The organism is uncultured Novosphingobium sp., from assembly GCF_964277725.1.
GTDB lineage: Bacteria > Pseudomonadota > Alphaproteobacteria > Sphingomonadales > Sphingomonadaceae > Novosphingobium > Novosphingobium fluoreni.
Map to the genome: position 1 here is coordinate 1 of NZ_CAXYKL010000133.1, position 8,670 is coordinate 8,670.

General features: G+C 65.4%; 8 protein-coding genes and 1 pseudogene. All 9 read left to right on the top strand.

From position 1 onward, the window contains the following. Window positions 1-219, top strand: a pseudogene (locus ACHWRX_RS07855) (transcription termination/antitermination protein NusA); the annotation flags it as partial. Next, complete coding sequence (locus tag ACHWRX_RS07860; protein WP_394658769.1) at window positions 200-994, top strand: DUF448 domain-containing protein; 795 nt, start codon at window positions 200-202, stop codon at window positions 992-994. The pseudogene ACHWRX_RS07855 and the gene ACHWRX_RS07860, both read left to right, overlap by 20 nt. A 22-nt stretch (window positions 995-1,016) precedes the next feature. Then, the gene (infB, locus tag ACHWRX_RS07865; RefSeq protein WP_394658770.1) at window positions 1,017-3,755 is read left to right on the top strand and encodes a translation initiation factor IF-2; all 2,739 of its coding nucleotides are present in this window, start codon (window positions 1,017-1,019) and stop codon (window positions 3,753-3,755) included. A gap of 63 nt (window positions 3,756-3,818) precedes the next feature. Continuing rightward, on the top strand, window positions 3,819-4,355 hold the full coding sequence (locus tag ACHWRX_RS07870; protein ID WP_288418277.1) for a DUF1697 domain-containing protein: 537 nt from the start codon (window positions 3,819-3,821) through the stop codon (window positions 4,353-4,355). A 129-nt stretch (window positions 4,356-4,484) separates the two neighbouring features. Beyond that, window positions 4,485-4,877: a 30S ribosome-binding factor RbfA gene (gene rbfA, locus ACHWRX_RS07875; protein ID WP_183616337.1), complete on the top strand. Its 393-nt coding sequence runs from the start codon at window positions 4,485-4,487 to the stop codon at window positions 4,875-4,877. A 26-nt stretch (window positions 4,878-4,903) separates the two neighbouring features. Further along, the gene (locus ACHWRX_RS07880; RefSeq protein ID WP_394658771.1) at window positions 4,904-5,584 is read left to right on the top strand and encodes a site-2 protease family protein; all 681 of its coding nucleotides are present in this window, start codon (window positions 4,904-4,906) and stop codon (window positions 5,582-5,584) included. Beyond that, entirely contained in the window at window positions 5,581-6,510 is a 930-nt protein-coding gene (gene truB, locus ACHWRX_RS07885) for a tRNA pseudouridine(55) synthase TruB (protein ID WP_394658772.1), read from the top strand. The genes ACHWRX_RS07880 and truB overlap by 4 nt, the downstream gene beginning before the upstream one ends. Before the next feature lie 4 nt (window positions 6,511-6,514). Beyond that, entirely contained in the window at window positions 6,515-6,784 is a 270-nt protein-coding gene (rpsO, locus tag ACHWRX_RS07890) for a 30S ribosomal protein S15 (protein ID WP_058735857.1), read from the top strand. Window positions 6,785-6,973: 189 nt separating this feature from the next. Further along, window positions 6,974-8,670 (top strand): polyribonucleotide nucleotidyltransferase (gene pnp, locus ACHWRX_RS07895; RefSeq protein WP_394658773.1); only part of this gene is annotated, 1,697 nt, incomplete at its 3' end.

An 8,670-nucleotide genomic window follows, 5' to 3' on the forward strand; every position in this document is an offset into this window, starting at 1 on the left:
CTTATCGCCAAGAAGCGCCAGGAGCAGCGCCGCCGCGACGGCACCGTCAATCGCCGCGCCCGCGACGAGGACAAGGGCGGGGTTCTGGGCGAGTATGGCCTGAACGAAGAACAGGGCAACGAGATCATCATGGCCGCCCGCGCGCACTGGTTCGACGAAGAACCGGCGGCAGCGTCGGCCGAAACAGAGGAGGCCGCCCATGCGGAATCCTCACAATGATCGCGTAAGTTCCGACAATTCGGCAAACGTTACCGGTACCTCCGGTGAGGGGCCGGAGAGGACCTGTGTCCTTTCCGGCGAAGCGGCCCCGCGCGATGCGTTGATCCGGCTGGCGGTATCTCCGCCCGGACCGGATGGTGCGTGCGTGGTGCTGCCCGATGTCCACGCGCGGGCCCCAGGGCGTGGCGCGTGGATCGGCGTGTCTCGCGAAGCCCTTGAAAAAGCGCAGGCGAAGGGCAAACTAAAGGGAGCGCTGCTGCGGGCCTTTGGCAAGTCCCTTGCCAAGGATTACGGGGACGGCACACCGCTTACCATCCCTGACGACTTGGCCGAGCGGATCGATACCGCTCTGGTGCGTGCCTTCACCGATCGTCTCGGTCTCGAGACCAAGTCGGGTCGACTGCTGGTTGGCTCGGACCGGATCGCCGAGAACGCGCGCAACGGCAAGGTGCGCTGGCTGGCGCACGCCGCCGATGCCGCGGAGGACGGTTCGCGCAAGCTGGACCAGGCCTGGCGCGTCGGCAGCGATGCCGAAGGCTCAGGTTTACGCGGCACGGTGTTGCCACTGGACCGGGCGACGCTGTCTGTGGCATTGGGCCGCGACAACGTCGTTCACTTGGCGCTGGCAGATGGCAAGGCGGCCGAAAGAGTCGCCGCGCCGCTCCGGCGCCTGCTGCATTTTCGCGGTCTGGCTGAAACGGCCAGCGCAGACGCTGCAACAAACACGGGCACGGATGCGGCGCAAGCCGTGGCTGCGGCCGCAACGACGAATTGATTCGAAGGGCGAATAGAGACTTATGAGCGAGACCGACAACAAGCCTACCCTCGGACGCAAACCGCTTGGCATCAAGCGGTCGGTCGAGGCTGGCGAGGTCAAGCAGACCTTCAGCCACGGCCGGACCAACAAGGTCGTGGTCGAGGTGAAGCGCCGCAAGGTGCTGGGCCGTCCGGGCGAAGCGGTGGAAACCAAGCCCGAGCCGGTGGCTTCCGCGCCCGAGCCGGTCGCGGCTCCGCGCCCCGCACCGCCGCCGCCGCCCGTTGCCCCGCGCCGCGTGGATACGCCCTCGAACGAGACCCCGCAGGAGCGCGTGGCCCGTCTCCAGCGCGAGGCGGAGGAAGATCGCCTGCGCGTGGCCGAGGAAATGCGCCGCCGTGAGGAGGACGCTCGTCTCAAGGCCATCGAGGACGAAAAGCGCCGTGCTGAAGAAGCGCGTCGCGAGGCTGAGGAAGCTGCCGCTGCGGCCGCCGCTGCGCCGGAACCTGTGGCCGAAGCGCCTGCTCCGGCCGAGCCTGCGGCTGCGGAAACCCCGCCCGTGGAAGCGACTGCAAGCGCACCTGCGGAGCCTGCGGCTTCCCAGACGCCTGCCGCTGCGACCGAGCAGCCGGAGGCCCGTGCGCCCGAGCCTGCCGCTCTCGCGCAGCCGGCCGAGGTCATGCCCGCGCCGCGTCGTTTCACGCCGGTCGCCCGTCCCGAAATCCGCCGTGCCGAGCCGGCTGCCGCCGCGTCGAGTGGCGGTAACGCTTCGTCCGCCGGGGCGTCTGCCGGAGCCAAGAAGGCTGGCGCGCTCAAGAGCGCTGCGCCTGCCGCGCCTGCCCGTCCGGGTGATCGCAGCAAGGGCGCCGCGCCCGATCGCCGCCAGTCCGGCAAGCTGACCGTCACCCGTGCCCTGAACGAGGACGAGGGCGCCCGCGCCCGCAGCCTCGCCGCGCTCAAGCGTGCTCGCGAGAAGGAGCGCCGTGCGCACTTCGGCGGCAAGGCCCAGCAGCGTGAGAAGCAGGTGCGCGACGTGATCGTGCCGGAAGCGATCACCGTGCAGGAACTGGCCAACCGCATGGCCGAAAAGGGCGCGGACCTGGTGAAGGCCATGTTCAAGATGGGCATGATGGTCACCGTCAACCAGACGATCGACCAGGATACCGCCGAACTGCTCGTGACCGAATTCGGCCACAACATCGAGCGCGTGTCGGAAAGCGATATCGATCTGGACACGTCCTACGATGTGGACGCGGATGAGACGCTGAAGACGCGCCCGCCGGTCGTCACCATCATGGGCCACGTCGATCACGGCAAGACCAGCCTGCTCGATGCTCTGCGCGGCACCGACGTCGTGCGCGGCGAAGCGGGCGGCATCACCCAGCACATGGGCGCCTATCAGATCAAGACGAAGGGCGGCGATCTTGTCACCTTCCTCGATACGCCGGGCCACGCCGCGTTCACGCAGATGCGCATGCGCGGTGCGAACGTGACCGACATCGTCGTGCTGGTGGTGGCCGCGGACGATGGCATCATGCCGCAGACGGTCGAGGCCATCAATCACACCAAGGCCGCCGGCGTGCCGATGATCGTGGCGATCAACAAGATCGACAAGCCCGAGGCCAATGCGCAGAAGGTGCGCGAGCGCCTGCTGGAGCATGAGATCGTCGTCGAGGACATGTCGGGCGACGTGCAGGATGTCGAGGTTTCGGCCAAGACCGGCGCGGGCCTGGACGAGTTGATCGAGAAGATCCTGCTGCAGGCCGAACTGCTAGAACTGAAGGCCAACCCCGATCGCACCGCGGACGCGACCGTGATCGAGGCCAAGCTGGACAAGGGCAAGGGCCCGCTCGCCACCGTGTTGGTGCGCCGCGGTACGCTGAAGGTGGGCGATATCTTCGTCGTCGGCACCGAGAGCGGCCGCGTTCGCGCCATGCATGACGACAAGGGCCGCCAGATCAAGGAAGCGCCACCGGCCCTCCCGGTCGAGGTGCTGGGCCTTGGCGGTGTGCCGATGGCAGGCGATATGCTGTCTGTGGTGGAAAGCGAACAGCGCGCTCGCGAGGTCGCCCTGTATCGTCACGAGCAGGCCACCGCAAAGCGCACCGCGATGGCTCCGGCCAGCCTCGATACGATGTTCTCGGCGCTGCAGGACAAGCAGAAGGTCATCGAATACCCGGTGGTGATCAAGGCCGACGTGCATGGCTCGATGGAAGCGATCAACCAGGCGCTGCATGCCTTGTCGAACGACGAGATCAAGGTGCGCGTGCTAAGCTCCGGCGTGGGTGCGATCACCGAGAGCGACGTGACGCTCGCCGCCGCCAGCGGTGCGCCGATCGTGGGCTTCAACGTCCGCCCGAACGCCAAGGCGCGCGAGCAGGTCGAGAAGACCAAGACGCCGATGCTCTACTACGACATCATCTATGAGCTGACGGCTGAGATCGCGAAGCAGATGGCCGGCATCTGGGGCCCCGAGCGGATCGAAACCGTTGTCGGTCGTGCCGAGGTCAAGCAGGTGTTTCCCGCGGGCAAGAAGGACAAGGCGGCCGGTCTGCTGGTCGTCGAAGGCCTCATCCGCAAGGGTATCCACGCCCGTCTTACGCGCAACGACGTCATCATCTCGGCCACGCTCATCCAGTCGCTGCGGCGCTTCAAGGACGATGTGGACGAGGTTCGCGCCGGCATGGAATGCGGCGTGGTCCTGGCAGACACCAACGACATCCGTGCGGGCGACCAGCTGGAAGTCTTCGAGGTCAGCTATCGCGATCGCACGATCGGCTAAAGGTATGATCCCCGGCGCGCCTTCATACAGGGAGTGCGCGGCGGGGATCGGTACGATCGCCTGATGACCCGTTACGTCGCCTTGTTCGGCAGCATCAACGTCGGCGCCAATCGGTTGAAGATGGCCGATTTGCGCTATGCGTTCGAGCGTGAAGAATTCGAGGACGTCGAAACCGTGGTAGCCAGCGGGAACGTGCTGTTCTCGTTCGATGAGCGCCCGACCGACGGGCTGGAGGACTTGTTCCGCCACATGATGCGGGAACGGTTCGATATCGATAGCTTCGTCGCCGTGCGATCACGCGAAGAACTGCGTGAGGGCGTGGAGGGCAATCCCTTTCACGCCGATGGCGCGGCTGAGCAGGTTCACACGCATTTCCTGTCCGGCGATCCGGGCCAAGATCGGTTCGATGCGATGGTCGCAGCGTACCAGGGCCGGGGCGCGGAGCGTCTTGCGCTGGGCAAGAGGGCGCTGTTCGTGGACTATGTTGAGGGCATGGGGCGATCGCGGCTGACGGGGGATTTCATCACCCGGCGTCTGGGTTGCCAGGGGACGGCGCGCAACCTGCGCTCGCTCCAGCGCATCATCGACAAGATGGCGTAGCGGCCATGCGCCAGGGCCGTGGCGCCCTAGGCCTTGTCGCCGAAGGTCGTGTCACAGGGGGTGAGGCCGGGCGCAATCCCGTAATCTCGTCTTGCAAATCGGCCCGCACCGGCCACATGAGGATCCACGATGTCTCGCCAGCAGATCACGCCTGAACAGCACTCGGTCCGCCTGCTCAAAGTGGGGGAGCGGGTGCGCCATGTGCTTTCCGAAATCCTCACGCGGCAGCAGGTCCACAGCGATACGCTGAGCGCGCATTCTGTCAGCGTTACCGAAGTTCGCATGTCTCCCGATCTTCGCCTGGCGACGGCTTATGTGAAGCCGCTACTAGGCTCGAACGAGGACGAAGTGCTGACTGCGCTGCGCCAGAACACCGCCTTCTTCCAGAAGGAAGTGGCGCGGAACCTGGGGCTGAAATCCGCGGCCAAGCTTCGTTTCCGCGCGGATCAGACCTTCGAGGAGGCCGACCGGATCGAGCGCTTGCTGGCCGATCCGCGCGTGCGCCGCGATCTCGACGAGTGATGGACCGGCCGACCGGCGCCTGACCCATGCAGCAGACCATTCTCCAGGCCGCGGCGCTGATCGTGCCGCTGATCATCGCTATCGTCTTCCATGAAGTGGCGCATGGCTGGGTGGCCCGCGCGCTGGGCGATCCGACCGCGCATGAGCGGCGGCGGCTGAGCCTGAACCCGCTGCGCCATGTCGATCCGGTGGGCACGATCCTGGTGCCCGGCGGGCTGGCGCTGGCCGGTATTCCCGCGTTCGGTTGGGCCAAGCCGGTGCCGGTGGACCAGCGCCGCCTGCGTAATCCGCGCTATGGCATGATGGCGGTGGCAGCCGCCGGACCGCTGACCAATCTGGTGCTGGCGACGGTGGGCGCGGTGGCTTTGGGGCTACTTATTCGCGCACAGCCGAGCGGTGGCGTGGCGCAGTTCGCCGTGCTTAGCGTGTCGTCGTTCATCTTCATCAACGTGTCTCTGGCACTGTTCAACTTGCTGCCGATCCCCCCGTTCGATGGCTCGCATATCGTGGAGGGCCTGCTGCCCCGCCCGGCGGCGCGGGCCTATGCGCGGCTGCGGCCTTTCGGCTTTCCGCTGTTGTTCATCCTGCTGCTGGTGATCCCCTATTTCTGGCCGAGCCTTGGCGTGATGCGCAATGTCGTGATGCCGCCGGTGCTGTGGACGCTGGGGCATTTCGACGATCTGGTGCGAGTGATCGCCGGGGTATGAGCGGACCGTCAGGCTGGATCATCCTCGACAAGCCGCTGGGCCTGGGTTCCACGCAGGCGGTGGCGGCGGTGAAGCGCAACTTGCGCGAGGCCGGCTTCGGCAAGGGCACGAAGGTGGGCCATGGCGGCACGCTGGACCCGCTGGCCACAGGTGTCTTGCCGATCGCTCTGGGTGAGGCGACCAAGCTGACCGGACGGATGCTGGATGCCGACAAGGCTTACGAATTCACGGTCCGGTTTGGCGAGGAAACCGACACGCTGGACCTGGAAGGCGCGGTGATCGCCACCAGCGACGTGCGGCCGACAATGCCTGAGATCGAGGCTGTTCTGCCGCGCTTTACCGCCCCGATCGCGCAGGTTCCCCCGGCCTATTCGGCGCTGAAGGTGGATGGCAAGCGGGCCTACGATCTGGCGCGGGCAGGGGAGGCGGTCGAACTGGCGAGCCGCTCGGTCGTCGTCCATGCGCTGAGCATCGTGCATGTCGATACGGTTGCGGGCGGGGATCGCATCCACGCCCTCACGCTGCTGGCCAAAGTGTCCAAGGGCACTTATATACGCAGCCTGGCGCGAGACATCGCGCAGGCACTGGGCACATGCGGCACCGTGACCATGTTGCGCCGGATCAAGGCAGGACCTTTCGACTTGTCCCATGCGATATCGCTGGACAAACTCAACGAAATCGGTAAGGGGGCGCCACTTGAACATGTGACTTTGCCGCTGGAGGCGGGGCTGGACGACATCCCGGCCATCGACCTCGACCCGGAGCAGGCAAAGGCGGTCCGACAGGGCCGTGTTCTGACCGGACTGCCCTTTTCCGACGGGCTTCATTGCGCAAGGCTGGGCCTGGTTCCCGTCGCGCTGATGGACGTGTCGGATGGCGACGCACGCGTCGTCAGGGGGTTCAACCTCATGGATGTCGCGGAGTAATGATATGTCGGTAACCGCCGAAAAGAAGTCTGAGATCATCACCGACAACGCTCGCCAGTCGGGCGACACCGGTTCGCCGGAAGTGCAAGTCGCGATCCTGACCGAGCGGATCAAGAACCTGACCGAGCACTTCAAGGCTCACCACAAGGACAACCACTCGCGCCGCGGTCTGCTGGCGATGGTCAACAAGCGGCGCTCGCTGCTGGACTATCTCAAGAAGCGCGATGTCGCGCGGTACAACGCGCTGATCCAGAAGCTGGGTCTTCGCAAGTAAGTTTCACGGCGGCTCCGGGAAACCGGGGCCGCTGCTCTATTGGGCGTTCGAGAATAACGACGCCTGAAGGCCAGCGCTGCAATCCGGCGGCAAGGCCCGGAGCCACGACAGGCTCCACACCGGACCGGGACGGGATCCCCGGCAGTAAACCCCGCCGGCAATAGGGCCGATGGGCTGAGGAAATATCGAATGTTCGACGTAAAGACTGTATCCATGGAGTGGGGCGGCAAGACCCTCACGCTGGAAACCGGCCGCATCGCCCGTCAGGCCGACGGCGCCGTGCTGGCAACCCTGGGCGACACCGTGGTGCTGTGCGCCGTGACCGCCGCGAAGTCGGTGAAGGAAGGGCAGGACTTCTTCCCGCTCACCGTTCACTATCAGGAAAAGTTCTCCGCCGCCGGCCGTATTCCGGGTGGTTTCTTCAAGCGTGAGCGTGGCGCGACCGAGAAGGAGACGCTGACCAGCCGTCTCATCGATCGCCCGATCCGCCCGCTGTTCCCTGAGGGCTTCTACAACGAGATCAACGTCATCGCTCAGGTCATGAGCTATGATGGCGAGAACGAGCCCGATATCGTCGCGATGATCGCCGCTTCGGCTGCGCTGACCATCTCGGGCGTGCCGTTCATGGGCCCGATCGCGGCTGCCCGCGTCGGCTTCGTCGATGGCGAATACACGCTGAACCCAAAGCAGGACCAGACCCTGGCCGGCGAAGGCCGCCTCGATCTCGTCGTCGCCGCCACCGGCGATGCCGTGATGATGGTGGAATCGGAAGCCAAGGAGCTTTCCGAGGACGAGATGCTCGGCGCCGTCATGTTCGCGCATGACGAGATCAAGAAGGTCGTCGACCTGATCATCGACCTCGCCGAGGAAGCGGCCAAGGATCCCTGGGATGTCGACATCTCGGACAACACCGCCGACATCAAGAAGAAGCTCAAGTCCGCAGTCGGCAAGGATGTCGCCGCGGCTTACAAGCTGACCGACAAGTCGGCCCGCTCCAACGCGCTGAACGAAGCGCGCGCCAAGGCGAAGAAGGCGTTCGCGGAAGAAACCCCGCAGACCCAGATGGTCGCCAACAAGACCATGAAGAAGGTTGAGGCGGACATCGTTCGCACCGCCATCCTCAAGGACGGTTCGCGCATCGACGGCCGCAAGCTCGACCAGATCCGCCCGATCGAGGCGATCGTCGGCTTCCTGCCGCGCACGCACGGTTCGTCGCTGTTCACGCGCGGTGAAACGCAGGCGATCTGCACCACCACGCTGGGCACCAAGGACGCCGAGCAGATGATCGACAGCCTCGATGGCCTGTCGTACTCCAACTTCATGCTGCACTATAACTTCCCGCCGTACTCGGTTGGCGAAGTTGGGCGTTTCGGCGCTCCGGGCCGTCGCGAAGTCGGCCACGGCAAGTTGGCATGGCGCGCGCTGCATCCGGTGCTGCCGACCAAGGCGGACTTTCCGTACACCATCCGCGTCCTGTCCGACATCACCGAGTCCAACGGTTCGTCCTCGATGGCGACGGTCTGCGGTGGCTGTCTGTCGATGATGGACGCGGGCGTTCCGATCGAGCGTCCGGTGGCCGGCATCGCCATGGGCCTGATCCTGGAAGGCAAGGACTTCGCGGTCCTGTCCGACATCCTGGGTGACGAGGATCACTTGGGTGACATGGACTTCAAGGTCGCAGGCACCGAGGCCGGCATCACCACGATGCAGATGGACATCAAGATCGCCGGCATCACCAAGGAAATCATGGCCAAGGCGCTCGAGCAGGCGAAGGCCGGCCGCACGCACATCCTGGGTGAAATGCAAAAGGCGCTGGGTTCGGCTCGTACCGAGCTTTCGGCCCACGCTCCGCGCATCGAGACGATCAAGATCGACAAGTCGAAGAT

Coding starts and splice junctions, on each gene's coding strand:
- ACHWRX_RS07860 (WP_394658769.1), top strand. CDS start 200: ATGCGGAATCCTCACAATGATCGCGTAAGTTCCGACAATTCGGCAAAC.
- infB (WP_394658770.1), top strand. CDS start 1,017: ATGAGCGAGACCGACAACAAGCCTACCCTCGGACGCAAACCGCTTGGC.
- ACHWRX_RS07870 (WP_288418277.1), top strand. CDS start 3,819: ATGACCCGTTACGTCGCCTTGTTCGGCAGCATCAACGTCGGCGCCAAT.
- rbfA (WP_183616337.1), top strand. CDS start 4,485: ATGTCTCGCCAGCAGATCACGCCTGAACAGCACTCGGTCCGCCTGCTC.
- ACHWRX_RS07880 (WP_394658771.1), top strand. CDS start 4,904: ATGCAGCAGACCATTCTCCAGGCCGCGGCGCTGATCGTGCCGCTGATC.
- truB (WP_394658772.1), top strand. CDS start 5,581: ATGAGCGGACCGTCAGGCTGGATCATCCTCGACAAGCCGCTGGGCCTG.
- rpsO (WP_058735857.1), top strand. CDS start 6,515: ATGTCGGTAACCGCCGAAAAGAAGTCTGAGATCATCACCGACAACGCT.